Annotated in this window: 26 protein-coding genes; 13 read left to right on the top strand and 13 right to left on the bottom strand. The window is 60.6% G+C overall.

All coding sequences use genetic code 11. The features are described 5' to 3' along the window. Positions 1 to 4: 4 nt before the first annotated feature. Positions 5 to 1,630, bottom strand: a complete 1,626-nt coding sequence (locus D8U70_RS08615; RefSeq protein ID WP_110645805.1) for an APC family permease — start codon at positions 1,628 to 1,630, stop codon at positions 5 to 7. Between the two features lie 222 nt (positions 1,631 to 1,852). On the opposite strand from D8U70_RS08615, the gene D8U70_RS08610 reads away from it, so the two are divergent. Further along, a complete protein-coding gene (locus D8U70_RS08610; RefSeq protein ID WP_073475236.1) occupies positions 1,853 to 2,623 on the top strand; it encodes an AraC family transcriptional regulator in 771 nt (256 codons plus the stop codon). On the opposite strand, the gene D8U70_RS08605 is transcribed toward D8U70_RS08610, so the two are convergent. Beyond that, a complete protein-coding gene (locus D8U70_RS08605) occupies positions 2,620 to 3,216 on the bottom strand; it encodes a LysE family translocator (protein WP_110645804.1) in 597 nt (198 codons plus the stop codon). The two genes, D8U70_RS08610 and D8U70_RS08605, sit on opposite strands and share 4 nt — an antisense overlap. 54 nt (positions 3,217 to 3,270) lie before the next feature. Further along, complete coding sequence (locus D8U70_RS08600; protein WP_122708244.1) at positions 3,271 to 4,107, bottom strand: AraC family transcriptional regulator; 837 nt, start codon at positions 4,105 to 4,107, stop codon at positions 3,271 to 3,273. A gap of 1,029 nt (positions 4,108 to 5,136) precedes the next feature. On the opposite strand from D8U70_RS08600, the gene D8U70_RS08595 reads away from it, so the two are divergent. After that, positions 5,137 to 5,433 carry a hypothetical protein gene (locus D8U70_RS08595; RefSeq protein WP_024012526.1) on the top strand — a complete coding sequence of 99 codons (297 nt, stop codon included), beginning with the start codon at positions 5,137 to 5,139 and terminating at the stop codon, positions 5,431 to 5,433. Positions 5,434 to 5,512: 79 nt separating this feature from the next. Here D8U70_RS08595 and D8U70_RS08590 read toward each other — a convergent pair whose 3' ends face one another. Genes D8U70_RS08590 through D8U70_RS08580 form a run of 3 tightly spaced genes read right to left on the bottom strand, consistent with a single transcriptional unit; the run spans position 5,513 to position 9,029 of the window. Next, positions 5,513 to 6,751 carry a nucleoside permease gene (locus D8U70_RS08590; protein ID WP_122746927.1) on the bottom strand — a complete coding sequence of 413 codons (1,239 nt, stop codon included), beginning with the start codon at positions 6,749 to 6,751 and terminating at the stop codon, positions 5,513 to 5,515. A 42-nt stretch (positions 6,752 to 6,793) separates the two neighbouring features. Then, positions 6,794 to 7,876, bottom strand: coding sequence for a sugar phosphate isomerase/epimerase family protein (locus D8U70_RS08585; protein WP_130928641.1), 1,083 nt, complete (start codon positions 7,874 to 7,876; stop codon positions 6,794 to 6,796). Then, complete coding sequence (locus tag D8U70_RS08580) at positions 7,866 to 9,029, bottom strand: Gfo/Idh/MocA family oxidoreductase (RefSeq protein ID WP_130928640.1); 1,164 nt, start codon at positions 9,027 to 9,029, stop codon at positions 7,866 to 7,868. The genes D8U70_RS08585 and D8U70_RS08580 overlap by 11 nt, the downstream gene beginning before the upstream one ends. 203 nt (positions 9,030 to 9,232) lie before the next feature. Between D8U70_RS08580 and D8U70_RS08575 the strand changes: the two genes are divergently transcribed. Then, positions 9,233 to 10,246 (top strand): LacI family DNA-binding transcriptional regulator, encoded by a 1,014-nt coding sequence (locus D8U70_RS08575; RefSeq protein ID WP_130928639.1) that lies wholly within the window; start codon positions 9,233 to 9,235, stop codon positions 10,244 to 10,246. Positions 10,247 to 10,251: 5 nt separating this feature from the next. Here the strand turns inward: D8U70_RS08575 and D8U70_RS08570 are convergent, their stop codons facing one another. After that, positions 10,252 to 12,633: a DUF3772 domain-containing protein gene (locus tag D8U70_RS08570; RefSeq protein ID WP_130928638.1), complete on the bottom strand. Its 2,382-nt coding sequence runs from the start codon at positions 12,631 to 12,633 to the stop codon at positions 10,252 to 10,254. A gap of 165 nt (positions 12,634 to 12,798) precedes the next feature. Between D8U70_RS08570 and D8U70_RS08565 the strand changes: the two genes are divergently transcribed. The 5 genes from D8U70_RS08565 (at position 12,799) to D8U70_RS27715 (ending at position 14,855) form a co-directional block, all read left to right on the top strand. Beyond that, positions 12,799 to 13,308: a CinA family protein gene (locus D8U70_RS08565; protein WP_110599071.1), complete on the top strand. Its 510-nt coding sequence runs from the start codon at positions 12,799 to 12,801 to the stop codon at positions 13,306 to 13,308. Then, positions 13,305 to 13,823, top strand: coding sequence for a hypothetical protein (locus D8U70_RS08560; protein ID WP_130928637.1), 519 nt, complete (start codon positions 13,305 to 13,307; stop codon positions 13,821 to 13,823). The genes D8U70_RS08565 and D8U70_RS08560 overlap by 4 nt, the downstream gene beginning before the upstream one ends. A 7-nt stretch (positions 13,824 to 13,830) precedes the next feature. Next, positions 13,831 to 14,286, top strand: coding sequence for a YetF domain-containing protein (locus D8U70_RS08555; RefSeq protein ID WP_130928636.1), 456 nt, complete (start codon positions 13,831 to 13,833; stop codon positions 14,284 to 14,286). Positions 14,287 to 14,372: 86 nt separating this feature from the next. After that, entirely contained in the window at positions 14,373 to 14,600 is a 228-nt protein-coding gene (locus D8U70_RS08550; protein ID WP_024012535.1) for a PLD nuclease N-terminal domain-containing protein, read from the top strand. A 108-nt stretch (positions 14,601 to 14,708) separates the two neighbouring features. Then, positions 14,709 to 14,855: a hypothetical protein gene (locus D8U70_RS27715; protein WP_016774259.1), complete on the top strand. Its 147-nt coding sequence runs from the start codon at positions 14,709 to 14,711 to the stop codon at positions 14,853 to 14,855. Between the two features lie 112 nt (positions 14,856 to 14,967). Here the strand turns inward: D8U70_RS27715 and D8U70_RS08545 are convergent, their stop codons facing one another. Beyond that, the gene (locus D8U70_RS08545) at positions 14,968 to 16,191 is read right to left on the bottom strand and encodes an MFS transporter (protein ID WP_130928635.1); all 1,224 of its coding nucleotides are present in this window, start codon (positions 16,189 to 16,191) and stop codon (positions 14,968 to 14,970) included. 107 nt (positions 16,192 to 16,298) lie between these two features. On the opposite strand from D8U70_RS08545, the gene D8U70_RS08540 reads away from it, so the two are divergent. Both D8U70_RS08540 and D8U70_RS08535 read left to right on the top strand, forming a co-directional pair. Continuing rightward, positions 16,299 to 16,754 (top strand): helix-turn-helix domain-containing protein, encoded by a 456-nt coding sequence (locus tag D8U70_RS08540; protein WP_130888629.1) that lies wholly within the window; start codon positions 16,299 to 16,301, stop codon positions 16,752 to 16,754. A gap of 158 nt (positions 16,755 to 16,912) precedes the next feature. Continuing rightward, the gene (locus tag D8U70_RS08535) at positions 16,913 to 17,338 is read left to right on the top strand and encodes a VOC family protein (RefSeq protein ID WP_073475213.1); all 426 of its coding nucleotides are present in this window, start codon (positions 16,913 to 16,915) and stop codon (positions 17,336 to 17,338) included. Here D8U70_RS08535 and D8U70_RS08530 read toward each other — a convergent pair whose 3' ends face one another. After that, a complete protein-coding gene (locus D8U70_RS08530) occupies positions 17,339 to 18,253 on the bottom strand; it encodes a LysR family transcriptional regulator (protein ID WP_130928634.1) in 915 nt (304 codons plus the stop codon). 202 nt (positions 18,254 to 18,455) lie between these two features. Here D8U70_RS08530 and D8U70_RS08525 point away from each other — a divergent pair, with 202 nt between their 5' ends. The 3 genes from D8U70_RS08525 (at position 18,456) to D8U70_RS08515 (ending at position 21,252) form a co-directional block, all read left to right on the top strand. Beyond that, complete coding sequence (locus tag D8U70_RS08525) at positions 18,456 to 19,796, top strand: nucleobase:cation symporter-2 family protein (RefSeq protein WP_130928633.1); 1,341 nt, start codon at positions 18,456 to 18,458, stop codon at positions 19,794 to 19,796. A 33-nt stretch (positions 19,797 to 19,829) separates the two neighbouring features. Further along, positions 19,830 to 20,339 (top strand): nucleoside deaminase, encoded by a 510-nt coding sequence (locus D8U70_RS08520; RefSeq protein WP_122699068.1) that lies wholly within the window; start codon positions 19,830 to 19,832, stop codon positions 20,337 to 20,339. A gap of 178 nt (positions 20,340 to 20,517) precedes the next feature. Beyond that, positions 20,518 to 21,252 (top strand): class I SAM-dependent methyltransferase, encoded by a 735-nt coding sequence (locus D8U70_RS08515; protein ID WP_122750668.1) that lies wholly within the window; start codon positions 20,518 to 20,520, stop codon positions 21,250 to 21,252. Here the strand turns inward: D8U70_RS08515 and D8U70_RS08510 are convergent. The 4 genes from D8U70_RS08510 to D8U70_RS08495 all read right to left on the bottom strand — a co-directional run bounded on the left by D8U70_RS08510 (position 21,249) and on the right by D8U70_RS08495 (position 24,141). Continuing rightward, positions 21,249 to 21,497 carry a DUF6555 family protein gene (locus D8U70_RS08510; protein WP_041480580.1) on the bottom strand — a complete coding sequence of 83 codons (249 nt, stop codon included), beginning with the start codon at positions 21,495 to 21,497 and terminating at the stop codon, positions 21,249 to 21,251. The genes D8U70_RS08515 and D8U70_RS08510 overlap by 4 nt on opposite strands. An 84-nt stretch (positions 21,498 to 21,581) precedes the next feature. Beyond that, complete coding sequence (locus tag D8U70_RS08505) at positions 21,582 to 21,821, bottom strand: hypothetical protein (RefSeq protein ID WP_016774268.1); 240 nt, start codon at positions 21,819 to 21,821, stop codon at positions 21,582 to 21,584. A 145-nt stretch (positions 21,822 to 21,966) separates the two neighbouring features. Continuing rightward, on the bottom strand, positions 21,967 to 22,899 hold the full coding sequence (locus D8U70_RS08500) for an MBL fold metallo-hydrolase (protein WP_016774269.1): 933 nt from the start codon (positions 22,897 to 22,899) through the stop codon (positions 21,967 to 21,969). 39 nt (positions 22,900 to 22,938) lie between these two features. Further along, a complete protein-coding gene (locus D8U70_RS08495; protein WP_130928632.1) occupies positions 22,939 to 24,141 on the bottom strand; it encodes an NAD(P)/FAD-dependent oxidoreductase in 1,203 nt (400 codons plus the stop codon). Positions 24,142 to 24,357 lie beyond the last annotated feature (216 nt).

Here is a 24,357-nt window from a genome sequence, read left to right as displayed (position 1 = left end):
GATTTCAGTAGGCGCCGGCAGGGCGGGCGGTGACGGTTGGCGAGGGCGCAGGGCTGTCGCTTTCTTCGTCCTCGTCGTCCAGGCGCAGCAGATGGGCAGGCACGCCGGTCGCTGCGCCCCAGTAGTAAATACCGGTGGCGCAAGCGGCGACGACGATCGTATCGAACGGATGGGCGAGGATGCCCAGACCCCCGAAGGTGCCGAGTTTAGACAGCACGATAGTCACCGCGTAGAACGCGATCAGCCACGCCGATGAGCGCACCTGACGCGCCAGACTCAGGTGTGCGGTCGGCACAAAGCGACCGCAGAACAGGTAGATGACAAACATCAGGATTTGCAGGCCAAGCAGCCACGATACGGTGTTCCAGCCCGACCAGTAGACGATCAGCGCGGCGATGATGAACGACACCGGCCCGAGCAGGCCCATGCTCTTGACCCGGAACGGGCGCGGCATGTCCGGCGCATTGCGGCGCAGCGCCGCAACCGACACTGGCGCCACCGCATAGCTCAACACCAGCGCGGCGGAGACCACGTTGATCAGCGCTTCCCACGACGGGAATGGCAGGGTCCAGAACACCGACAGGGCGAAAGTCAGCCACAGCGCCGGACGCGGGATGCCGGACTTTTCATCGATGTGGGTGAAGACCTTGAAGAAGGTGCCGGTCTGCGCCCAGCCGTAGATCACTCGCGGCGTGGCGTTCATGTAGATGTTGCCGCAGCCGCTCGGCGAGATCACCGCATCGGCGACCACCAGATAGGCCAGCCAGCCGACACCGAGCGCCAGGGCGATGTCGCGATAGGGCAGGGCGAATTCCTTGCTGATACCCGCCCAGCCGTTGGCGAGCATTTCCGTCGGGATGCTGCCGAGAAAGGCCATTTGCAGCAGCACGTAAATCAGGGTCGACAGCAGTACTGAAAGAATCAGCGCGATGGGAATGGTGCGCTGTGGATTCTTCACTTCGCTGGCCACGGAAATGATCGGCGTCAGGCCCAGGTAGGCAAAGATGATCCCCCCGGCAGAGACCGCCATCTCCACGCCGGACAGGCCGAATGGAGCGAATCCCTGAACCTGGAAATTCTCCGGTTTGAAGAAGGTGAACAGCACGCCGATGACCAGCAACGGCACGATGAATTTGAACACGCTGACCAGATTGTTGGCCTTGGCGAAGGTCTTCACGCTGCGGTAGTTGAGCAGGAAAAACACGCAGAGCAGGCCGAACTGCACCAGCCAGCCGAGGATCGTCGGATCACCGCTGCCAGCCTTGGTCAGGCCGGGAAACCACGCCGCCGCGTATTGGCGCGAGGCGACCACTTCGATCGCCACCAGACTGGAAAACGCAATCAGCGTAATGAAGCCCATCAGGTAGCCGAGCAGCGGGCCGTGGGAATAAACCGGGTAGCGCACCACCCCGCCGGCACGGGGCAATGCCGCGCCCAGTTCGCAGTAGACGATGCCCAGCAGCAACACGGCAAAACCGCCCAGCAACCAGGAGAAAATCCCCGCCGGACCGGCAATCGCCGAGACATGGCTGGCGGCGAACAACCAGCCGGAGCCGAAGATCGCGCCGAGTCCGATAAAGGTGAGGTCGATCAATGAAAGCTGTTTTTTGAACTTGCCTTGGCCTGACATGGCATCGCCTTCTTGTGAGTTATTGGATAGGCAGTTGTGTCACGGGGATGAGCAGACTTTGCACGGGTCGACGGCGGCGGCGATTGATGTTTTATGCAGGGATCGATGACGAATTCAGCACAATGGCGCTGGCGATTGCTGGGCCTCGACAGGGCCGTGACGTTGCTGCACTCTGCTCGCGGACAGCTTTTCTGGCGGTTCATCTCGAGGGGGAAGTGTTTGATGCAGTCAGCGTTTTCGATCCTGTGCCAGGGCACTGACGGCTTGCGTGCGCAGACCCTCGAAGAGATGGTCGCCGGTGCCGCGCAGTTGTTGCCGATACTCGATGTCATCCCCAATGCGGCGATCTTCATCAAGGATCTGCAAGCGCGCTATGTGCTGGCCAACCGTACGCTGGTGCAGCGCTGTGGCTTGAAGGACCTGCGCCCGTTACTCGGCAAAACCAGTGCGCAGGTGTTCCCGGCGCAGTTGGGCCCGGGTTATACCGAGCAGGATCGCAAGGTGCTGGAGGAAGGATTTGTGCTGGAGGATCAGCTCGAACTGCATCTGTATGGCAGTCGCGAACCGGGCTGGTGCCTGACCCACAAACGACCGATCTACAACCGTGACGGGACGATCATCGGCCTGGTGGGGATCTCGGTGGATCTGCAATCAGCCAGCGAAACCCACCCGGCGTTCGAGCGCCTGGCGGCTGTCGATGAATACATTCGCGGCAACTTCAACCGGCGGGTGACGCTGGGTGAACTGACGCGGATCGCCGGGATTTCCGTGGCGCAACTGGAACGCTACTGCAAACGCGTTTTTCACCTGACACCACGGCAGATGATTCAGAAAGTCCGCCTGGAACACGCGCATCGATTGCTGCACAGCGACTTGCCGATTACCGAGGTTGCGCTGCAATGCGGCTACACCGATCACAGCGCTTTCACCCGTCAGTTCAAGGCCTCGACCGGGTTTACACCACGCCAATACCGGCAAGCCACCGGGCATTAGACCAACACGGCCAGCCAGGCCGAGAGCAGCAGAAGAAGGGCCAGTGCCGCGTTCATTCGCTTGAACGCTTGCGGTGAGCTGAGCAACCGCGCGCTGCCGACGCCGAGCAGCGCCCAGAGCGTCATGCACGGCAGCGACACCAGCAGAAATGCCAGCGACAACACCAGCAGGCGCAGCGTCTTGTCGCCGCCGCCAACGAATACGCTGACCACCGCCACAGCCATCATCCACACCTTCGGATTGACCAGTTGCAGCAGCGCCGCGCCGAATACGCTCAAGCCTTGTTCCTGCGCAGCATTTGGGTCCAGCGACGGCGGCGTACTGCGAAAGATCTGCCACGCCAGCCAGCTCAACCAGAGCACGCCAGCCCAAGCCATGGCTTGCTGCACGCGCGGAAAGCGCAACAGGGTTTCGCCAGCGCCGAGCCCGACCACCAGCACGATCAACGCGGCCGCCGCACAGGCGCCGAAAATGATCGGCAGCGTGGCAATCAGTCCGCGCCGCGAACTGTGGCTCAGCACCAGAATATTGGTCGGCCCCGGAGTGATCGAGGCGACGAAAGCAAACAGCAGAAAGGGCAGTAAAGAAGCCATGGTGCAAATTCCTGAAAGTCGAAACTGGACACCATGATCGTCAGCGGGCGGGCCTCAGTCTGGAAGATTTGAGCAGCGTCTGCGGTAGTCCGCCGGGGTCAATTGGTAGGCGCGGCGGAACCAGCGACCGAGATGACTCTGATCGGCAAAACCGAGCACGCTGGCCACCTGCGCTGGCGTCTCGCCGCGCGCGAGCAATTGCCGTGCCTTGGCCAGGCGCAGTTGGATCAGGTAGGCGTGGGGTGCCAAACCGAAAGCGGCCTTGAACGCGCGGGTCAGGCGAAAACGATCGACACCACAGGCTTGCGCTAGGTCGTCGAGGCCGATGTCTTCGTAGGTGTGGGCATGCAGATAGTCGCGCGCAACCTGCGCAACCAGTGGCAGGCGCGGATCGAAGTCCTGACGCTTGCGCCAGTCGAGATGACGGGTGAGGGACGCCAGCAGGCCATCCAGCGCAGTCTGCCGGACGATGCGCAGATCGCCGTCATGTAACGCGTGGAAGGCTTGCACGATCGCTGTCGACAGGCGCGGATCATGGCTCAGTGTGTCGGCAAAGCCTGGCTGGCTGTCGGCGGGCGCCTCTTCGAACAGCGCGTGCAGCTCGCGCTCCAGCCAGTGCGGATCCAGATACAGCATCGAGTAGGTGAACCCATCCTCGGTCGGCGCATGGCCATCGTGGATTTCACCCGGCTCAAGCAGAAACACATGCCCCGGCGTACTGCGATGACGCACACGACGGCAATTGAACTGCTGCACGCCTTGCTCGGTCACTCCGACGAGAAAACTGTCATGCCAGTGCGGATCGTAGGCATGCCCACGGAAATGCGCCCGAATCGACTCGATCCCGGTATCGACATCCTGGGAGAGAGTGATCCAGTTGCGTTTGTCCATGGGAGGATTCCATAGGTCGGTTGAGCAGGGGCGTTTCTAAAATACCGCGTGGCGGAGGAGAGTGTTTAGAAGATTTGTGCAGGTGCGCAGGGGGATCGTGTCAGGCAATGTGCCTTGGATGGGGCGGGATCAGAAAACGCAGACGAAAAAAAACCGCCTTCGCGGGGCGGTTTTTCAATCCTCGGTTTGGAGCCGAGGCCATGTGCTTCACTAGCCACACCAACATGTCCGCGCATGGTATTGAGTTTCTCCCGTCAGTGCAACGAGGGTTTAGCGTGGTGTGCGAGGTTTTTTCGGAACGTACAACGCATGTAACTGAATTCAGGTCTGTCAATAAACATTGTCAGAAATACGATTTTACAAAGGTTCAGGCGTAGCCGCAGGATAACCTTGGCTACTCGGGTTTTCTCTTCTGATTTCTGCGTTAAGATGCCCGCGCTCATCTTGTTGGTAGAGCAGTGAGGTTTGGCTGGGGGCGCAAAAGGTTTCACGCCCTCTGACGCGGATTCGCACCCGCGCCGGAATGTTGTCTCGGAGGGATTTCAACCGGCCGCCTCACTAGCCACACCAACATGTAGGCTGAAGGCACGCATGGTCCGGTAAGTTTGCTGGAGGTTTGGCCGCCAGCACTGGAGGCCAAAACGTATGAAGCTTTTGCTGCGTACGCTGAGCCTTGTATGGAGATTGTTGAAAGCCTTGCGCTTTTACGAGTTCCTGCGAGATCACTTTGACGACCTGAAATAAGGTCGTCTAAGTGGGGAAAGACCCGTTTCGGTTTCGACTGATACGGGTCTTTTTTTGTGCGCAAAAACTGTCAGAAACGAGATTGTCGGTTTTATGCTTTCGACTTTGTAGGGCGTTTCGCTTAACGACGTAAGCAACAGCATGAAGATCGATCCAATAGCGGCTCATGCTCGATCAGCCATTGATTGCGTCAATAACGACCATTAAGTCAATGAAGTTCTCATATCCACGGTGCGGCGTAAGATCGGCTCCATACCCAACCACTGCAACTCGGAGCACATCATCATGAAACGCCAGACTATTCTCGGTATCGCTTTCTCGGTTTTTGCACTGAATGCCTTCGCCGCCACCGAAACCGACCCACTGTTCAGCGACGCGGTCGCCTCCACTCAAACAGACCGCTTGTTCAGCGACGCAGTAGCCGCAACCGAAACCGACCCGCTGTTCAGCGATGCAGTAGCCGCAACCGAAACCGATCCACTGTTCAGCGATGCAGTAGCCTCTGATGGCTCCGATCATCTGCAAGGCAATCGGGTCGCCGAAGGCGGCGCTGACCGTCTGCTCGAACGTCGCACCGCTTGAGCGCAACCATGAGCATCGATAACGAATGCCGCCTCAACCACAGGCGGCATTCGCTCTATCCACGCTTTACAACTCTGCTCTAAACCGCACTCGGCAGCACGGCCTTGTCGCGATCGCGGCTCTTGAATGTCGCCCAGAAACACAGCAATACCGCCACGGAAAAACCGGCGGGGAACAGCCAGATGCTTCTCCAGTCATGCCCTGCGCTTGATGTGAAGTGGTCGGTAATCCGTCCCGCGATCCAGAAACCAATCAACATGCCCAATCCGTACGTAGCCAAGGTGATCAAACCTTGCGCCGAGCTGCGGAAGCGTTCCGGTGCCTTGGCATCGGTGTAGATTTGCCCGGACACGAAGAAGAAGTCATAGCACACACCGTGCAGGGCAATGCCGATCAGCAGCATGAATGCCTGATCGTCGTTATTGCCGAACGCAAACAGCACGTAGCGCAACGCCCAGGCAGCCATGCCGACCAGCAGGGCGATCTTGATGCCGAAGCGATGGATGAACAGCGGCAACAGCAACATGAACAGCACTTCCGACACCTGACCGATGGCCATCTTCGCTGTCGGGTTGGTCACGCCAATCTCGGCCAGAAACGGATTTGCATTCTGGTAATAGAACGCCAGCGGAATGCAGATCAGGATCGAGGCGAGGAAGAACACCAGATAGCTGCGATCCTTGAGCAAACCCCACGCATCGACGCCGAGCATCTGCTTGAGGCTTGATGAGCCGGCTGCGCTTTTCAACGGCGCAGTGTTCGGCAGACTGAAGCTGTAAAGCCCCAACAACAGCGACGCGACGGCGGACATCAGGAACGTATTGCGCAAGCCTCCGGCCGCGATGCTTTGCTGCGAGTCCCAAGCGAACACGAAGCTGATCACCACGCCGGCGACGATCCAGCCCACCGTGCCCCACACGCGAATGCGCGAGAACTCCAGCGCCGGGTCTTTGATCTGGCGGAACGCCACGGCGTTCACCAGTGCCAATGTCGGCATGTAGACCATCATGTAGGCGAGCACATAGGGATAAAACGCGCTGAAGTCTGCCGCGCGATAGAGCTGATAGAGCAACACTGCGCCAAGCAGATGCAGCACTGCCAGAATGCGTTCGGCGTTGAAGAAACGGTCGGCAATCAAGCCAATGACAAACGGCGCCAGAATCGCGCCCCAGGATTGCGTGGCGAAGGCCATGCCGACCTGGCCGCCGCTGGCAGCCAGCGTTGTCGCCAGAAAAGTGCCGAGGGTGACGAACCAGCCGCCCCAGATAAAGAACTGCAAAAACATCATCACGCTGAGTCGCGCATTCATTACGTTCATTTCAGATCACCGTATTGTTTTTATGTCGGTAACGCGGATGAGTCAGTCGTCAGTCAGGCCGAGCAAGCGCCGGTTGGAAGCGGCATCGGCGCTGACCCCGGCGAAATCGTCGAAGGCCTTGGCGGTCCTGCGGATCATGTGTCGCTCGATGAACGCCGCGCCTTGCGCAGCGCCCTGTGCGGAGTCTTTCAGGCAGCACTCCCACTCGAGCACGGCCCAGCCGTTGAAGTCGTATTGGCACAATTTGCTGAAAATCGATTTGAAATCGATCTGGCCGTCGCCCAGCGAGCGAAAGCGCCCGGGACGCTCGACCCAACGCTGATAGCCGCCGTAGACGCCGGAGCGCGCATCAGGGCGGAACTCGGCATCCTTGACGTGAAACATGCGGATGCGTTGGTGATAGCGATCGATGAAGCCGAGGTAATCCATTTGCTGCAGCAGCAGGTGGCTCGGGTCATACAGAATTGCGGCGCGGGGGTGATGATTCACCGCTTCGAGAAACTGTTCGAACGACGCGCCGTCATGCAAGTCTTCGCCGGGATGGATTTCGTAGCACAGATCAACGCCAGCCTCTTCGAAGCAGTCGAGAATCGGCAGCCAGCGTTTGCCCAGTTCGGCGAAACCTTGCTCGACCAAACCGGCCGGACGTTGCGGCCATGGATAGACGTAGGGCCAGAGCAGGGCACCGGAAAAGGTTGCATGGGCGGTAAGTCCCAGACGTTGGCTGGCACGGGCGGCCAGTTTCAACTGCTTGATCGCCCACTCGGTGCGCTCCTGCGGCTTGCCGCGCAACGCTGGCGGGGCGAAGTCGTCGAACAGACTGTCGAACGCCGGATGCACCGCGACCAATTGCCCTTGCAGGTGCGTCGACAACTCGCTGATCACCACACCGGCGCGGGCGCAGACGGCGATGAGTTCGTCGCAGTAATCCTGGCTCTCAGCGGCGCGCTGCAAATCGATGAACCGTGTGCCGAGGGTCGGTACCTGGATGGCTTTGTAGCCTTGCGAGGCCGCCCACTCGGCAATGTTGGCGAGGGAGTCGAAAGGCGCTTCGTCGGCGATGAATTGCGCGAGGAAAATCCCCGGACCTTTCAGGCCAGTCGAATTTTGCTGATCACTGTTCATTGTGCTGGGCTCCTGTCAGTGGGCCGGGGATCTCGCTCCACTTTTCATTGCCAAGGTGATTGGCGATGGCGGTTTCAATGAAGGCCATGCCGCGCAGGCCGGTCTCGATGCCCGGTACGCCCGGTGCCTGATGGCCCTCGGCGCCATGCACAATCGCTTCGGCGAGATCGCCGTACAGGTTGGCCATGGCTTCCAGATAACCTTCGGGATGCCCCGCAGGCAGGCGCATGCGTTGAGTTGCGGCGGCACACAGCCACGGCTGATCGACCCCGGAGCGCAGAACGCGCATCGGCTCGTTCAACGGTCGATGAATCAGGCTGGCCGGATCCTCTTGGCGCCATTCCAGGCCGCCCTTGTCCCCGTAGACGCGGATCTTCAGCGGGTTTTCCTCACCGGCGCAGACCTGGCTGGCGAGCAATACACCACTGGCGCCGTCGCGCATTTTGAACAGCATCGCCACATCGTCATCCAGTTGCCGACCCTCGACATGCGAGCCGAGCATTGCGCTGATGAACTGGATCGACTGGCCGGCAACGAACTCGGCGAGGGAAAACGCATGGGTGCCGATGTCGCCGATGCAGCCGCCGATCCCGGATTGCGTCGGGTCGTCGCGCCAGCCGGCCTGCTTGTTGCCTTGCCCGGCGACATCGGTGCTGAGCCAGCCTTGCGGGTACTCGACGAGGACTTTGCGCACGCGCCCGAGCACGCCGCTGGCGACCATTTCGCGGGCCTGCCAGACCATCGCGTAACCGAGGTAGGTATGCGCCAGGCCGTAAATTCGCTGGCTGTTGATGACCACCGAGTGCAGCGCCTGCACCTCGGCGAGGTTCAGCGCCGCGGGTTTCTCGCTGAACACATGAAAACCGGCGCTCAATGCCTCACGGGCAATTGGTGCGTGCAGGTGATTGGGAGTGACGATGACCAGCAGTTGCATGCGCTGCTCGGCGGGCAGGGCGGCCTCGCGGGCGAGCAGGGTTTGCCAGTCGTCGTAACAACGCTCGGCCGCGACACCCAAGGCCGCGGCGGTGCGCTGATTATTCTCCGAGTCGCGGCTGAATGCGCCGCAGACCAGTTCGAAGCGTCCGTCGAGGCCGGCGGCTTGCCGGTGGGCACGGGCAATGAATGAACCTTCACCGCCTCCAACAAAACCCATTCTTATTTTTGCGGCAGCGTACATGGCAGTCGTCTCGGTAGCTGGATGCAATGTTGATGAGCGATGTAACCGGTTACATCGTGGGCGAAATCTAGGCTTGAATTAGCCGAGTGTCAAATGCCAGCGGATGATCGACAGCGTTTCGATCGCTCGTCGCCTGCGGTAAGCTCCGCGCCTGATCGGCATGAATCAACGAGGTGTTTTTGTCCAATATTCGCGAAGTGGCTCGGCTGGCCGGGGTTTCCGTGGCGACGGTTTCGAGGACTTTGAAATCGCCCGAGCGTGTGCTCGCGCCAACCCGTGAGCGCGTCATGGCCGCCGTGGAGCAGGCCGGCTATCGGCCGAACCTGATGGCCGTGCAGTTTCGTTCGCGGCGCACCGGCAATCTGGTGATTCTGGTGCCGACCATCGCCAATACCTTCTTCGCCCGCGTCATCAGCGGCGCGCAGCAAGCGGCGCAGGCGGCCGGTTATCGCCTGCTGCTGTGCGACACCCAGGGCCGGGAAGAACTGGAGCGACAATTCGCCGAGCTGGTTTACGCCTATCAGGCCGACGGAGTGATCCAGTTGCGCGCTTACGATCCTTTCGAAAACGCCCCGGCCGACGCCGATGTGCCGCCGATCGTGAACGCCTGCGAAGTGATCAAGGCCGGGCGTTATCCAACCATCAGCCTGGACAACGTCGCCGCCGCCAAAGCCATGACCGACCACCTGATCGCCTTGGGACATCGACGCATCGGCCTGATCAAAGGCTCAAAAAACAGCCCGCTGACCCTGGATCGACTGGCAGGTTACGAAGCGGCATTGCGCGAGGCCGGGATTGCCTTCGATGAAGCACTGATCTGCCATGGCAATTTCAGCCTCGAGGCCGGTTATGCAGGCGCGCAAAAGATGCTCGGCTTGGCCGAGCGGCCGAGCGCGCTGTTCTGCGAAAACGATGAAATGGCCATTGGTGCGCTCAAGCGCATCCGGCAGGCCGGGCTGCGTGTGCCCGAGGATATTTCCCTGGTGGGTTTCGATGACATTCCCATGGCTGCGTACTGCGATCCGCCGCTGACCACCATCTCGCAACCGGCCGAGGCCTTCGGGGCCAAGGCGGTCGAGATGTTGATTGCCCTGATCGAAAAACAGCCGCTGACAGAGCGGCATGTCATCCTGCCGTTCGAGCTGACGCCACGCAGCAGCACGGCCCGCATCGACAACACGGGCAAGCGCTAACCGAATCACGCCGCTGGCGGTTTCGCCAGCGCAATCCCCGCTGCGCCCAACCGCTTCAGCACCTCAAACAACAAATCGCTCTTGGTCAGCCCGACAATCCTCGGGCTGCCGACATAGCCGGTGACCGTGAGGGTTATGCCGTCCGGCGACAATTTGCTGAAACGCACGAACGGCGCCGGTTTATCGAGGATGGTTTCGTTCTCGTGATACGCATCCAGCAGCAGTTGTTTGACCTCTTCAGGATCAATATCCAGCGGGAAAACCAGCTCCAGCGACGCCACGCCCTGAGCGCTGCCGCCAAGGGTGACGTTGCGCAGGTTCTGCGAGATCAGTTGCGAGTTGGGCACGATCACGATCGAGCGGTCGCTGAGCTGGATTTCCGTGGCACGCACGTTGATCCGGCGGATGTCGCCCTCGACGCCGCTGATGCTGATCAGGTCGCCGACCTTGACCGGGCGCTCGGTGAGCAGGATCAGGCCGGAGACGAAATTCTTGACGATTTCCTGCAAGCCAAAACCGATACCCACTGACAGCGCACTGACGATCCACGCCAGGTTGGTCCACTGCACGCCCAGCGACGACAGCGTCAGCAGAATCACAAAGGCGTAGCCGATGTTGGAAAACAGCGTGCTCAGTGACGCGCACATGCCCGGGTCCATGTCGGTCTTGGGCAGGAATTCGTTGTCGAGCCAGCGGCTTAATGCACGGATCAGCCAGATGCCAATCAGCAGTGCCAGCAGTGCGTTGAGCAGATGCGCCGGGACAATATTCAGCTTGCGCAAACCGGCGCCGCCAAGGATCGACATGATGTTGGTGACCAGTTGGCCAAGCGTGGTGCCGATGCCGCCGACAAACAACGAAATCAGCGCCATCAGCATCAGGCCGGCGCGGCTGACCCCGGACAACAGGATCGACGTCTGCTCAAGGCGCCGATCGCCGACGCCGAGCAATTGCTTGAGCGCCTGGCCGCTCGCGTGTTTCGGCGAAAACAGGTGCTCACAGGCGTCCTTGACCAGCTGAATCAGCAAGTAGAAGCCCGACAGCACGACATAGCCCCACACCAGCTCATAACTGATGAACCGTGCCAGCGAAACATAGCCGGCCAGCAGCGCAATAGCCGTCACCAACATCGAGAGACTGGCGACGCTGTAGATCAGCCCGGCGAACACGCTGTTGGTCGCCGATGGGTCATTGGCTGCGACCAAGGCCTTGCGCACTTTGCCGACGCGCAACAGCATCGTGCCGATGATCGCCAGTACCACCATGGAAATCACGCCGCGCCCGGCCATCACGATGTGGCTGCTCATGCCTGTGGCATTGGCGACTTGCACCAGCGTCACCAACACCAGCAACGAGCAGGCGAGGATTCGCGGATAAGGCTTGAGGGCCAGCGCCACTGGATCGGCAATTGACGGCAGGCGCCAGGATGGGTGCGCGGTGGAGAGCAATGCGCGGCTGAGCCCGGTGATCAGCACGCAGGCATAGACGACTTTCTCGAACTCTTCGGAGAAAGTTTCCAGCACCGGCGGCAGCGCGTCGTGGCGGGTGCAGGCGTAGAACAGCAGCTTCAGGGCGATGGCGGTGGTGACGAAGGTCGCTATGGCTGAGGCGAAGGCCAAGGCACTGCGGCGCAGTCGGCCCTCCGCCACGCGATGAATGCAGAACCAGGTCAGCCCGCGCTCAGCCAGACGTCGGCCGAAGGTCCAGATCAGCAGCGCCAATAGCACCAGTACGCAGGTGTAGAAGCGCTCGCCCGGCGCCCAGACCGTCGCCCATACGTCAGCGACCTGCTCGACGAACAGTCGCAGGCGCTGGCGGTCGTCTTCGCTTGGATTGACCAGCGGTGTCCAGAAATACGGGCTCAATACGCTGCGCGTGCTCAGGGTCAGTTCGCTTTCCAGCAGGGTGCGGCGGATGCCGGCGATTTGCGTGATCAGATCGGCGGCGTTCTGTTTCAGTGCGGCGAGGCTTTTCAGGGTGCCATCGATCTTGCTTTTCTGCTCCGCCAGCGCCGCCCGCTGCGCGACGATATCGGCTTGCTCGGCGGCTACCTCGGCGTCGGGCGCCGTGCCGAGCACGCCCAGTTGCACCGCCAGTTGCGCCTGTTGCGGCAACAGCGCTGCCGACAACCGATCGACATCGAGAATGAACGCCTGCACCCGATCCTGCGGGCCTTCGAGCTGGTTGTAATTGTTTGCCGCCGAAATCTGCTGCTTGAGCCCGTCCAGGCGTTGTTGCAGGGCTTGCAGATCGCTTTGCGAAATCACCGGCATTGGCGCTGTGCCGGAGTTTGCCGGCGCGGCAACATCCGCCGCCCACAGCGCAGCGCTGCCCGGCATCAGTAGCAGCAACAGAATCAAAAACAACGACTTGAATGAACAGCGCATGGGGGCGGCGGGCTCGAGTGGTTCACACAGACTATGAGGGTAGGTGATCGCGCTGAACGGGGCGGAAAACTTTCACTGCAAGAGGCGCTTACACGCTCATCCAATCCGGCGGAATGATCCGCCCAGCGAGCGGTCAACCGGCAATAACAGCTTCGAGAACATGCCATGTCCATCGCCAAGGAAACGATTGAATACCTGCGCCAACATTCGCTGATCATCACCACCGCCGAATCCTGCACGGCCGGGGAAATCGTCATGTTGCTGTCGGAAGTCCCCGGCAGCGGCGAGCTGATCGAGTGCGGCTATGTGGTCTATTCGCCGCAAGCCAAGCAGCGCCTGCTGCACGTCAGCCCGGCGACCATGGACACCTTCAATCTGACCAGCGTGGAAGTGGCCAGTGAAATGGCCATCGGTGCGTTGCGCGACAGCACCGCCAACGTTGCCGTTGCCACCACCGGCATTCTCGGACCCGACGATATGGATGGCATCAAGGCCGGTACGGTGTGTTTCGCCTGGGCATTCCAGTTCGATGACAAACATTTTCTGTTCAGCACCCAGCAATGGTTTGCCGGATCTCGCAGTGAAGTGCAGACCCTCGCTTCTGAATTCGCCCTGCAGCAGTTGCCGGACTACCACCGTCGCGCGTTGCGCGGCGAAGGAGGGTGGCGCCGATGAAGCACGACGCTGAGCATCCCGATCTGCGCAGTCGGCAGTTCCCGGTGCAGGAGGACATGGCCTATCAGTTGAAGGTCTGGCGCTTCGAGCACATCGGTTGGTACCTGTTGGTGCTGTGCATGCTGCTGGGCCTGTTGGGGTTGTTTTCCCGTGGCGTGCTCAGTTCGCAGGACGCCCGCAGCGACGACGGCAAAGTCCAGGTCGAGTACGAGATGTTCCACCGCAACGGCTCGACCAACCCGCTGAAACTCAGCGTGCACACGGCGCCTGCAGCCACTGTCGAACTCGACATCGGTGGCGAGATGCTCGATGGCTTCAGCGTCGAAACCATGCAACCGGCCCCGGTGCGTATGCGCAGCTCAAAACAGGGCATGCGCTTGTGGTTGCAGGCGGATGCCCAAGGCCAGGCGACGCTCTATGTGACGCTGCGCGGTGACGGATTGGGCCTGTTTCGCAGCCATATCCGCGTGCCGGGCTCGAGCGAAGTGAAGCTTACTCAATTCATTTATCCATAGGTGACCCATGGACTCGGTGTTGCGCGCACTCGCGATGTATCTGGCACTGATGGTGCTGTTCAAAATTGCCGGCCGGCGTTCGCTGGCCGAGTTGACGACGTTTGATTTCGTTCTGCTGATGATCATCGGTGAAGCCACCCAGCAAGCGCTGCTTGGTGATGATTTTTCCCTGACCAATGCGTTTCTGGTGATCATTACGCTGATCGCTGTGGATGTCGGTTTTTCCCTGCTCAAACAACGTTCCAGTTGGGTGTCGCGGCTGATTGATGGCGAACCGACGATCATTGTCGAGAATGGCAAGCTGTTGCACCAACGCCTGCGTCATGCGCGGCTGGTCGAGGCGGATGTCATGGAGGCTGCGCGCTCCAGTCAGGGCATAGAAACCATCGACCAGATCAAATTCGCAATCATCGAGCGCAACGGCAAGATTTCCGTGATCCGCCAGGATCCGGAAGGCGGCTGAACCTTTGGCGCCGCACGGCCGCAATTTTTTTGAACGCTGAAAAAGCCTCACAGCCCAATGCTTACAAGTCATCGGAGGATTGCGAAATGAACGAGGCAGCCAGTTACTTCTCCATCGCCGTGGCGGTGATCATTCTGCTGGTCGATCTGTGGGCGATCGTCAGTGTGTTTCGCAGCAACAAAAGCGTCGGCGTCAAAGCCGCCTGGGCGATCGGTCTGATCGTATTCCCGGTGCTCGGCCTGATCGTGTGGGGCATCGCCGGCCCGCGCGGCGTCAAGGAAGGGCCCTCGTCGCCGGAGCACAGTAAGGGTTGAGAGCCCGATGCACTCCTACAATGAATTTGCGCACATCCCGGAAGAGGGTAAACGATGCTAGGTCAAGCTTGAACCGGGTAGCGATACCACTGCTGACAGGAGATCGTCATGAAAAAAATCTGCGTATGTCTGGGGTTCTGCTCAATGTTTCTGTTGAGCGGCTGCTTCGATTCCAACGATGCACCCAACAAGGACGGTGATAAAAGTAAACCGTCGGTGCAGATGCAGACCGAAAAGCCTGAGGAGGGCAAGTAACTCCACTTGGCAACAACCTGTGGGAGCGAGCCTGCTCGCGAAGGCGTCAGGTCACACAACTCTGTGCTGACTGATGCTCCGTCTTCGCGAGCAGGCTCGCTCCCACACTGGTTCAGTGCGAGTAGCGGTATTCCAGCCATGCCCAATACAGTAAAGCCACAGCACTGATCCCGCCTCCGAGAAAACACACCGCCACCCAGCCAGAGTGCGCATAGGTATACGTCGCCGCGATAGCGCCCAAACCACTGCCCACCGAGTAAAAGCACATATACGCACCGACCAGTCGACTCTGCGCATCGGGCCGTGCGGCGAAGATCAGGCTTTGGTTGGTGACGTGCACCGCTTGCACGGCGAAGTCGAGCAGGATCACTCCGACAGCCATGGCCAGCAGCGAACTGTCGACAAATGCGATGGGCAGCCAGGACAGCGTCAGCAGCGCCAGGGCGATGCCGGTGGTGCGATTGCCCAAGCCGCGATCGGCCAGGCGCCCAGCCCGTGCTGCGGCGAGCGCGCCCGCCACTCCGGCCAGACCAAACAGGCCGATCTGCGTGTGGGACAACGACAGGGGCGGGGCGCTGAGCGGCAGCACCATCGACGTCCACAACACACTGAAGGCGGCGAAGATCAGCAGGGCGAAGATGCCGCGCACGCGCAGTACCCGCTCAGTCAAAAACAATTCCAATACCGAGCGCAGCAGTCGCCAGTAACTGCCCTGCGCGGGCGGTTTTGCCGAGGCGGGCAGGGTGCGCCATAACAGCAGGGCCAAGCCGATCATCATGACTGCCGAGACAAAATACACGCCGCGCCAACCGGCCAGATCAGCCACTACGCCGGAAACGAAGCGCGCCAGCAAAATGCCCAGCACCACGCCACTGGTGACGGTGCCTACGGCGGCGCCGCGCTGTTCCGGACGAGCAAGGCTGGCGGTGCAGGCGACCACCACTTGCACCACCACCGCCAGCAATCCCACCAGCATCATGGCACCGAGCAGCACTCCCCAGCTCTCGGCCAGGCCCACGGCACACAGCGCCGTTGCAGACAACAGCAGTTGGCTGACGATGAGTTTCTTCCGATCGAGCAGATCACCCAGCGGCACAATGAACAGCAGCCCGACCGCATACCCGGCTTGCGTGGCCGTGACCACTACGCCGATTGCACCGGATGAAACCCCGAGGCTGGCGGCCATCGATTCCAGCAATGGCTGTGCGAAGTAAACATTGGCCACCGCCATCGCGCAGGTGATTGCAAAAAGAAGAGTCTGCAAACGACTCAGCCCGATCGTTGCGCTGTCAGTTGCGGCTTGCGCATTGACCAGGTTTTGCGTCTGACACGGCATCCTTGCTTCCTCGTAGGGTGGTTTTGAATCGAAACCGATACGTTGATCTTTATTCATTCGGGTTGTTAAATGCAACCACATTCAATAGCCGATCCATCAGGAACCACATGGCCCGACAACAAACATTGGCGCAGAGCGAATGCCCGGTGGCCCGAACCCTCGAAGCCATTGGCGATCGCTGGGCCTTGATGATCATTCGCGATGCGTTCGATGACGTGCGCCGGTTCAGCGAATTCCAGAAACGTCTGGGCCTGGCCAAGAACATCCTCACGGTCAAACTGAAAATGCTCGTCGAGCTCGGCGTGTTGCAGATTCAGCCCGCGTCGGACGGCAGTGCCTACAAGGAATACGTGCTCACCGACATGGGCCGCGCGGTGTTCCCCATCGTGGTCAGCCTGCGGCAGTGGGGTGAGCGCTTTCTGTTTGCGGAAGGCGAGGAGCACTCGATTCTGCTCGACAACGAACGGGCCGAGCCCGTTGAAACCATTGTCGTACGCTCCAGAGCCGGTGCCGTGCTGAGCCCGGAGGATTGTCACCGACAGGTTGTCAGGCGCGGGCAGTGAAACCGGGCGGATAGCCGTGGCGCGTATCGATAGCCGCGCCTTCTCGTGACATGTCGGGTCGGCGTCTGGCGGGTTTTTGATCTAGGCTGTTTTCGAACCTCGATCAGCAGCGGTGCGCCGTTGCCATATTTCCAGCAACGCGATTACCGGAGTGCCTGATGAGCCTTTCACCTTTCCACCTCGCCATCCCGGTTTACGACCTCGCCGCTTGCCGGCGTTTTTACGGTGAAGTGTTCGGCCTGGAGGAGGGGCGGTCCAGCGCGCAATGGGTCGACTTTAACTTCTACGGCCACCAATTGGTGATCCACGAACAGCCGAAAACGGCTGCCCAGCAAAGCGTTAATAGCAACCCGGTAGACGGTCACGACGTACCGGTCCCGCACTTCGGCATCATTTTGCAGTGGGAGCAATGGGAGGCACTGGCCGAGCGACTGAAGTCATTCGGCACGCAATTTGTGATCGAGCCCTACATTCGATTCAAGGGTCAGGTCGGCGAACAGGCGACCATGTTTCTACTCGATCCCTGCGGCAATGCGCTGGAATTCAAGGCGTTCAAAGATATGAGTCAGGTGTTTGCCAAATGATCACAGCGTAGTGATCTGCCCGTTGCGATCGCGTTCATAAACCTTGGTGGCCTGCAGCTTCTCCTTCAGCCAGCGCTCGGCCGTGCCCAAGGGCCGTTGGCGCGCCCACAATAGGTCGACGCCGATTTGCCAGTCGGTATGCGGGTACGCCGACAGCTGCAACTCGACCAGTTCGCCATTGCCCAGTTCACGCTGGATCAGCTGGCGCGGCAGGGTCGCCCAGCCGAGGCCGGCGCGGACCATTTCGAGCAGGGCCAGATAGCTTTCCGCTTGCCACAGTTGCGTCGAACGCAGGTATTCACTGCTCGGCAGTTTGCTGACGTGCGCACTGAACGCCAGGCGCCGGTGCACATGCAAATCGTCGAAGGTGACGTTGTCCAGTTTCGCCAACGGATGATCGGGATGGCAGACGTGCAGCATGATCAGTTTGCCCAGTTGCTGGAACGCCAGTTCCCGAGGATAGCCCGGCTGCGAAAACGCCACGCCCAGCACCGCCTCGCCACTGCTGACCAGTTCGCTGACATCGCCGTAGACCGGGTGGCGAATGATCAGATCGACAAACGGGAAGGCCTGCTCGAACGCTTGCAGCACCGGCATGATCGGGCCGTACGGCGTTTCAATCGCCAGGGTCAGGCTCGGTTCGACGCTATCGGAAAGGCAATCAGCGTGGGCCTCGAAGGTCATGCAGCGCTCCAGTACCGCCTCTGCCTGCACCAGTAATTTATGCCCGCTGGCGGTGAGGGCAGGGCTGCGGTTGCTGCGGTCGAACAGCTCGACGCCAAGGTCGGTTTCCAGATTGGCGATCGCTGCGCTGATGGTCGATTGCGTCTTGCCCAGCTTGCGCCCGGCGGCGGAGAACGAGCCGCTTTTCACCACCTGGACGAACATCAGCAACTGATCGAGTGAGAAGCGCACGCGGTGTACTCCGAGGTTGAGCGAGACGGCGATTGTGCCGCGTCTTTGCCATCGAAAAAAGCGATGGTTGCCAATTTGTTTCATCGTTAAAAACATTCAAGGATGACCCCGCGTCTTCGAACGCCGGGGCCGATTCTGTTTGTGCGTCTGTCCCTGAGCGCCCGCGATTACAACCAACGCTGCCCCTTCAGGAGCTTGTGCCATGACTACACAGCGCGTTCACCCGGTCGACGAGGTGTTGCCCCTGCGGCAGCTTTTCACCTTCGGTCTGCAGCATGTTCTGGTGATGTATGCGGGAGCGGTGGCGGTGCCGCTGATTCTCGGCAGTGCGATGGGGCTGACGTCGGCTCAGGTGGTTTTACTGATCAACGCCAACCTGCTGACGTCCGGTGTGGCGACGCTGATTCAGACCCTCGGTTTCTGGAAGTTCGGCGCGCGGTTACCGTTGATTCAGGGCTGCTCGTTCATTGCGCTGGCGCCGATGATCATGATCGGCAAGGAGTTCGGCCTCAGCCAGATCTTCGGGGCGGTGATCGCCGCCGGCTTCCTGACCATCGCACTGGCGCCGGTGTTCAGCCGCTTGCTGCGATTCTTTCCGCCCGTGGTGATTGGCAGCCTGATCACCATCATCGGTATTTCACTGATGCCGGCGGCGGCAATCTGGCTGGGTGGTGGTAATCCCGATTCGCCTGACTTCGGTCGCCCGGCCAATCTGCTGCTGGGCCTGGCCACGGTCAGTGTGACGCTGGTGATTTATGCGAAATTCAGCGGTTTCATCGGCAATCTCAGTGTGCTCATCGGCTTGTTTGTCGGCAGCCTGATCGCTGCCGCCTGCGGCATGACGCACTTCAATCGGGTCAGCGAGGCGGCGTGGTTCGAGTTGAGCGCGCCAATGGCCTTCGGTCCGCCGGAGTTCTCTCTGGTACCGATTCTGATCATGACCCTGGCGATGCTGGTGATCATGGCCGAGACCACTGGCAACTGCCTGGCCATCGGCAAACTGGTCGGCAAACCGACTACGCAGCAGACCCTCGGCAACGCCTTCCGCGCCGACGGCTTGTCGACCATGCTCGGTGGTGTGTTCAACAGTTTTCCCTACAACGCCTTCACGCAAAATACCGGCCTGATTGCGCTTTCGAGCATCAAGAGCCGCTTCGTCGTCGCCGCCGCTGGCGCGATCATGGTGTTGATGGGCTTGTTCCCCAAGCTTGGCGCGCTGATTGCGGCGGTGCCCACTCCAGTGCTGGGCGGCTGCGCGATCGTCATGTTCGGCATGACCACGGTGGCGGGCATTCAGGAATTGTCACGGGTGCAGTTCGAAGGCACACGCAACGCCATCATTGTTGCGGTGTCGGTCAGCGTCGGCGTCTTGCCAATGTCGTTTCCGGCCCTGTTCGAACATGTCGGCCCGACGCTGAAACTGGTGCTCGATAGCGGCATTTTTCTCGGTGCGATCACCGCCATTCTGCTCAACGTACTGCTCAACAAACAAAAACCATCGACCGACGCCGTCGGCGCATCCGTGGCCGAACTGGCTGACTGACCTTTGTCTTTTCCCACTGCCCAGGAGTTACCCATGAATCAATTCACTCAGCTTGTTCCGGCCGGCGTCAGCGATCTGGACCTGGCATTGCTGCGCCAGACCATCGCCCTGTCGCAGGCGTCGAAACAACGTGGCCGGCACCCGTTTGCGGCGCTGGTGGCGGACCGCGACGGCAAGGTCATTGCCGAAGCGGGCAACAATTCGATGCCGCCAGAAGGTGATCCCACTCAGCATGCCGAACTGGTCGCGGTCGCTGCGGCGGCGAAGCGGTTGTCACCCCCGGAGCTGGAGGCGTGCACGCTGTATACCAGCGCCGAACCTTGCTGCATGTGCGCGGGCGCGGTGTATTGGACCGGTGTCGGGCGAGTGGTGTATGCGTTGTCGGAACATGCTTTGCTCGGGCTGACCGGCGATCATCCGGAGAACCCGACGTTCTCGTTGCCGTGTCGCGAAGTGTTTGCCAGAGGGCAGCGCACGGTCAGTGTCTTCGGGCCGATGCTGGAGGCAGAGGCGGCTGAGCCGCATAAAGGGTTCTGGTCTTAGTTGTTATGGATCGTTCCCGCGCTCCTGCGTGGGGACCCATCCGCTGACGCTCTGCATCACTTTTACTTCGCCGGGATGACATCCACACATTCCCCAGCGGAATGCCCCCCATGAAATCATTGGATTTTTCTTCTCCACGCTCACCGCGTAGCGTGTCGCAAAGACAAGGAGAATCGCCATGACCCAACCCGCCACTGACGCCGCCGGCAAATTCGACACCTCCCGCGCCAATGAATATGCCCGGCAAAGCCGCATTGCCTTGGCTGGCTACGATGCCTGTCACGACCTGTCGGCCTGCATGCTCGCCGCCAGCCTTGGGCAGTCGCGTCCGGCAAACGTGCTGGTGGTGGGCGCGGGGGGCACCGCGCAGGAAATCATCGCCATGGCCGCGCTGGAGCCGGATTGGCACTTCACTGCGGTCGATCCTTCCGGGCCGATGCTCGATGCTGCGACCGAACATCTGCGCGCCAATGATCTATTGCACAGAGTCCAGATACATCTCGGTCATGTCGAAGACTTGCCGGCCGACGCATCTTTCGACGCCGCCACCCTGATCGGTGTACTCCATCACCTGGGCGGTGACGAGGCCAAGCAACAAATACTGCGCTCCATTCAGGCCCGCCTCAAACCCGGCGCGCCATTGATCGTGGCCGGCAATCATTACGCTTACGCCAGTCAGCCGTTGCTGCTGCAAGCCTGGAGCCAGCGCTGGCGACAGCAGGGCGCAACCGCTGACGAGGTGCAGGCGAAACTCGGGAAGATTTTGCAGGGCGCTGATCCGCCGCACTCGGAGGCGGCGGTACAGGCTTTGTTACATGGTGCCGGGTTCGGCGATGCAACACGGTTTTTCAGCAGTTTGTTCTGGAGCGCCTGGCTGACGTGCAAGCTCAGCCAGGCGACCCGATTTGCCTAAGCCTCCGTCCAGTCCAGCGCAGCCGTCTCGCGCCACTTCACCTCCGTAATCCCATAACGCTCGGCCTGGGGTTTGGAAACCACTTTCAACGGTGGTTTACCCGGTTTCGGAATCGGCGCAATACCGGCGTCACAGCTCGCCCAATGCCAAGCGTCGGCGTTGCGCATACTCTTGGCGCGGATGACGAATGATTTTGGCTGGTCGTGATGTTTGTATTCGATGACGAAAATATCGGTGCTACGCATGAGTTCCTCCTTACGCTCATACGTAAATGATTTTGTCCGACAAGAAAAATTCAAAGGATTTTCTGGCCGGATGATCAGCGTCACTCAGCGCTCTAAAACGCGGTTCTTCATGAAGCCGCGCAGGTTCATCAGGAACAGGCAGAGCTGCAGAACGATGAGCGCGTAAGCCCCGGCATGGACGCCCCAGATCACCCACAGCAAATTGCTCAGACTGAAACAAACGAAGCCGCTCATGCGCCGTTGCGGTCGTTGCGAACCGATCAGCCACGCGGCCAGAACGGTGACCAGCATCGCCGGCCATTGCACCCAATCCAGATATGCCAACACCCTTTCCTCTGCACAGATTTGCTTGATGCAGAAAGGGTACACAGCAACCGAAGTATGGTCACCGCCCGCACGGCTCTGCGTAGCAATGGCGGTGAAAAAGGTTTCGCCCGGCAGAAGCCGGGCGAAGATTTCAGGCGCGCAATCAGTAATCCCAAATCGCAGGTATCCAACGGAAAGCAGCACCATTGATCGCGACCCTACCCACCGAAGGGAAGGCCAGATGCGTGGCGACGAACAGCTCGCCGCTGGCGGCGGCTTCCTTGAGCATGCGCACGCGCACTTCCACCGATTTGGCCGGATCGTGTTCGAAACCGTTGTGCCAGTCGGGGTGATCGAACGCCACCGGGAACAATGCGTCACCGGCAAAGGTCAGGCGCTCGCCACCGGAGTTGACGTAGACCACGCAGTGCCCTGGCGTATGACCACCGGTGAGTTTTGCAACTACGCCAGGTGCAACCTGACATTCGTCTTCGAAGATGTGCAACTTGCTTTCATAGTGGTCGATGAACGCGTTGGCGGTGCTGCGCAGGACGTCTGGTACTGGTGCGGGCATGTCGGTGCTGGTGAAGTCTGGCGTGGACCAGAAATTCACTTCGGCCGCGGTGACGTGGATGCGCACGTCGTGACGCAGACGGCTCTTCACCGAGTCGACCAGCAGGCCGCCGATATGGTCCATGTGCATGTGCGTGATGACGATATCAGTGATGTCGGCGAGATCCACCCCGGCAGCGGCCAGGCGCTTGGGGAACTGCCCGGCACGCGGGAAACCGGGGAATTGGCCACCGAGGCCGGCGTCGACGAGGATGACTTGTTCGCCGCTACGCACCACCAGCACGTTGAGCGCCCAGTCGAAGGCGTCAGGGCCCAGATACATTTCCTTGAACCAGGCGGCACGGTCGGCGGGGTCGGCATTGGTTGACATGGTCTGGGTCGGCAACGGCAACACGCCGTCGCTGATCACCATCACGTCAATGTCGCCCAGGCGCAGGGCGTAGCGCGACGGCACCAGTTCTTCGCTTTGCGTTTGCAGGGCCACCGCGCGGTTGGCGGTGAAGGAATCCAGATGCAGGGTCATGGTGTTCTCCTTGTTTTCAGGGCTAAAGCGGAGGTGAAATCAGGCTACAGGGATCAGCGGATCGGCGGCCGCGAGGGTAGCGCGACGATCTGCGGCGGGCGGGTAGATCCACACCGTGTTGATCTGCGTCTTCAGCTCTTTGGCTTCGGCCTTCACCAGCTTCAGCTGACGATCCCAGCCTTCGGTGTATACCGCGCCCCAGGCGCCCAGATCCAGGCAAGTCACGTACTTGGGCTGGCGATACATTGTCGGAGCGACGCCGAGTAGATCGGCGGCGGCGTTGTTGCCGGCGTAGCGACCCAGGCTGATCGCGTGCTGGCAAGACATCGCAGCATAGTTGCCGAAGTCGTCTGTGGCGGCGCGAGCGACATCACCAGCGGCAAAGACGTGATCGATGCCGTGCACCTTGAGGTTGCCATCGACGTGCAGGCGGCCCTGGCCATCGCGTTCGGCGTCGAGTTGTTCGGTGAGCGGGCTGGCGCGGAAACCTACGGTCCAGATCACGGTCTGGCTTTCGATGTGGCGGCCATCGGCGAGGGTGACGCCATTGGCATCCACAGCGGCAACGCTGGCATCGACGATCCATTCGATACCCAGGTCATTGGACGCCTCGATGATCGACGGGCGAATGCCATCACCCATGGTCGCGGCGATGTCCTTGCTGCGATCGACAATGATCACGCGCAGGTCTTGATCCTCACCGAGGATCGCACGCAGGCGCGCCGGCATTCCCGTCGCAGTTTCAATCCCGGTGAAACCGCCACCGGCGACCACCACGGTGTTGCGCGCAACGCTGGGCGGTTGGTTGCCGAGGGCGATGAGATGACGTTCCAGACGCGCCGAGGATTCGATCTGATCGACATCGAACGCATGCTCCTTGAGGCCTGGCACCGGAGGCCGAGCGAGCTGGCTGCCGCTGGCGAGAACCAGCCGATCGTAGGCCAGTTCACCCGGACGCCCGGCCTCGTCGCGGTAGCCGACTCGGCGCGCCCGGGCGTCGATGCTTTCAGCGGTGCCTTTGACGAAGCGCACACCCACCGCATCGAACAGGGCGTCGAGCGGCGCGTACATGCTGTGCACGTCCGGCTCGTAGAAGCGCGGGCGAATACGCAATTCGGCTTGCGGGGCGAGCAGCGTGATCTCGACATCCTGACGGGCATGCATATCCAGCAAACGCGCAGCGCTCAGCGCACTCCACAGCCCGCCGAACCCTGCACCGATCACCAATAATTGCTGTTTCATAATGTGCTCCCTGACGCTGATGGATGGATGACACCCGAGTCTGATGCGGACTCTGGCGTGACGATCACTGGCCGCCGTAACTGCTTGCCGTACTGCCTGGCGCTCAATCGCCCGCTGTGTAGAGCCATGCTAGGGCGGGGAGGCTGCGAGCGCAGTTGTCCATCGGTGTGCGTGGGCTACGCATGGGTGGAAGGGGGGTATACGAAGGTATGGGGG

This window comes from Pseudomonas sp. Sample_20 (genome assembly GCF_004307585.1).
Classification (GTDB): Bacteria; Pseudomonadota; Gammaproteobacteria; order Pseudomonadales; family Pseudomonadaceae; genus Aquipseudomonas; species Aquipseudomonas atacamensis.
This window is presented reverse-complemented; position numbering and strand designations above follow the sequence as displayed.

Bases quoted from the DNA above. Each gene is read 5' to 3' on its own strand.
- D8U70_RS08615 (WP_110645805.1), bottom strand. From the start codon at position 1,630: ATGTCAGGCCAAGGCAAGTTCAAAAAACAGCTTTCATTGATCGACCTC.
- D8U70_RS08610 (WP_073475236.1), top strand. From the start codon at position 1,853: ATGCAGTCAGCGTTTTCGATCCTGTGCCAGGGCACTGACGGCTTGCGT.
- D8U70_RS08605 (WP_110645804.1), bottom strand. From the start codon at position 3,216: ATGGCTTCTTTACTGCCCTTTCTGCTGTTTGCTTTCGTCGCCTCGATC.
- D8U70_RS08600 (WP_122708244.1), bottom strand. From the start codon at position 4,107: ATGGACAAACGCAACTGGATCACTCTCTCCCAGGATGTCGATACCGGG.
- D8U70_RS08595 (WP_024012526.1), top strand. From the start codon at position 5,137: ATGAAACGCCAGACTATTCTCGGTATCGCTTTCTCGGTTTTTGCACTG.
- D8U70_RS08590 (WP_122746927.1), bottom strand. From the start codon at position 6,751: ATGAACGTAATGAATGCGCGACTCAGCGTGATGATGTTTTTGCAGTTC.
- D8U70_RS08585 (WP_130928641.1), bottom strand. From the start codon at position 7,876: ATGAACAGTGATCAGCAAAATTCGACTGGCCTGAAAGGTCCGGGGATT.
- D8U70_RS08580 (WP_130928640.1), bottom strand. From the start codon at position 9,029: ATGGGTTTTGTTGGAGGCGGTGAAGGTTCATTCATTGCCCGTGCCCAC.
- D8U70_RS08570 (WP_130928638.1), bottom strand. From the start codon at position 12,633: ATGCGCTGTTCATTCAAGTCGTTGTTTTTGATTCTGTTGCTGCTACTG.
- D8U70_RS08565 (WP_110599071.1), top strand. From the start codon at position 12,799: ATGTCCATCGCCAAGGAAACGATTGAATACCTGCGCCAACATTCGCTG.
- D8U70_RS08560 (WP_130928637.1), top strand. From the start codon at position 13,305: ATGAAGCACGACGCTGAGCATCCCGATCTGCGCAGTCGGCAGTTCCCG.
- D8U70_RS08555 (WP_130928636.1), top strand. From the start codon at position 13,831: ATGGACTCGGTGTTGCGCGCACTCGCGATGTATCTGGCACTGATGGTG.
- D8U70_RS08550 (WP_024012535.1), top strand. From the start codon at position 14,373: ATGAACGAGGCAGCCAGTTACTTCTCCATCGCCGTGGCGGTGATCATT.
- D8U70_RS27715 (WP_016774259.1), top strand. From the start codon at position 14,709: ATGAAAAAAATCTGCGTATGTCTGGGGTTCTGCTCAATGTTTCTGTTG.
- D8U70_RS08545 (WP_130928635.1), bottom strand. From the start codon at position 16,191: ATGCCGTGTCAGACGCAAAACCTGGTCAATGCGCAAGCCGCAACTGAC.
- D8U70_RS08540 (WP_130888629.1), top strand. From the start codon at position 16,299: ATGGCCCGACAACAAACATTGGCGCAGAGCGAATGCCCGGTGGCCCGA.
- D8U70_RS08535 (WP_073475213.1), top strand. From the start codon at position 16,913: ATGAGCCTTTCACCTTTCCACCTCGCCATCCCGGTTTACGACCTCGCC.
- D8U70_RS08525 (WP_130928633.1), top strand. From the start codon at position 18,456: ATGACTACACAGCGCGTTCACCCGGTCGACGAGGTGTTGCCCCTGCGG.
- D8U70_RS08520 (WP_122699068.1), top strand. From the start codon at position 19,830: ATGAATCAATTCACTCAGCTTGTTCCGGCCGGCGTCAGCGATCTGGAC.
- D8U70_RS08515 (WP_122750668.1), top strand. From the start codon at position 20,518: ATGACCCAACCCGCCACTGACGCCGCCGGCAAATTCGACACCTCCCGC.
- D8U70_RS08510 (WP_041480580.1), bottom strand. From the start codon at position 21,497: ATGCGTAGCACCGATATTTTCGTCATCGAATACAAACATCACGACCAG.
- D8U70_RS08500 (WP_016774269.1), bottom strand. From the start codon at position 22,899: ATGACCCTGCATCTGGATTCCTTCACCGCCAACCGCGCGGTGGCCCTG.
- D8U70_RS08495 (WP_130928632.1), bottom strand. From the start codon at position 24,141: ATGAAACAGCAATTATTGGTGATCGGTGCAGGGTTCGGCGGGCTGTGG.